At 39.1% G+C, this 1,032-nt stretch carries 2 protein-coding genes; one reads left to right on the top strand and one right to left on the bottom strand.

Annotated elements, in window-relative coordinates; all coding sequences use genetic code 11:
* Window positions 1-332: 332 nt before the first annotated feature.
* The gene (locus BUE31_RS30490) at window positions 333-773 is read left to right on the top strand and encodes a hypothetical protein (RefSeq protein WP_073407707.1); all 441 of its coding nucleotides are present in this window, start codon (window positions 333-335) and stop codon (window positions 771-773) included.
* A gap of 72 nt (window positions 774-845) precedes the next feature.
* On the opposite strand, the gene BUE31_RS31525 is transcribed toward BUE31_RS30490, so the two are convergent.
* Window positions 846-1,032 (bottom strand): hypothetical protein (locus tag BUE31_RS31525; protein WP_234997941.1); only part of this gene is annotated, 187 nt, incomplete at its 5' end.

Genomic DNA, 1,032 nt, shown 5'->3' with positions numbered 1-1,032 from the left:
ATGGAACGCATGAAGAAAAGCGAAACACGCTGATTATAAACCAATTACATAAACCCATCAAGAAATATTCAATTACGGAACGCTTGATTACCAGGCATTTACAATGTGTAAAAATGCAGTGTACTGATAATGAGATCATTCCATAGCGTTCCGGGTGTTCCGCTGTGAAAAATGGAACGCTTGCGGTAATTTGCGGGGTGTGCAAAAAGCCGCAGACATGATGAGTTATATAATTTTCTTATAAAAGCGGCTCCAAGAAGTGGTTGGTCTGTTGAAGTAACCTCGACTGGTCTAAATTTTAATAAAGTATTAACTAATTTTAATAAATAAGTATGCCGATTACCCCAAAAAGAATCCCTATTCTACTAAAAAAATTTGGTGGAAATAACAGTGAAGGGGTTTATACCAAAATCATAACAGATGAAAACAAGCACGAGTATGACGAGTTGCAACACTACCTTGAAGGTGATGAAACTCCACTAATTGTTTGCAGGTTTAACCCTTCAGATTGGACCTTGTTAACCACAAAACGAGTTCTTTCGATGAATTCGGAAGGTTTAAGAATTATGAATCTCGCAGAACTCGTTTATAGCAATATTGATATACCGGGTGAAATTGCCAGCGGCGCTAAAGGTTGGGCCGATTTTAGTAAAATAATTTTAAGAGATGTAAATAATAAAACCTTCACACTCGTCTTAGAAAAACGTTATCCCTTTGGGGGATTCTTACAAGTATTGACTTCTGTTCGAGGTTGGTTTCCTAAAGAGAAATAAATGTTTTTCAAATGCGATTGTGAATTGGTTTGCCTGATGCCCATGTTGGTCTTGTGACCAACATGCGGTAATCTATATGGCGTGCAAAAAGCCACAAACAATCATGCGGCATCCTGCAAAACACAAACATCGTCGATTGTTGGTGACAACATCAATAACGGCGAGAGAGACCCGGCGGAGACGGGAGTGTAAACCCAAAAGCGGACAAGCCTCCATGGAACGCATGAAGAAAAGCGAAACACGCTGATTATAAACCAAT

The organism is Mucilaginibacter sp. OK098 (assembly GCF_900142915.1).
Lineage (GTDB): Bacteria > Bacteroidota > Bacteroidia > Sphingobacteriales > Sphingobacteriaceae > Mucilaginibacter.
Note: the sequence above shows the minus strand (reverse complement) of the source record. Positions and strands in the feature narration are given on the sequence as shown.

Bases quoted from the DNA above. Each gene is read 5' to 3' on its own strand.
- BUE31_RS30490 (WP_073407707.1), top strand. From the start codon at position 333: ATGCCGATTACCCCAAAAAGAATCCCTATTCTACTAAAAAAATTTGGT.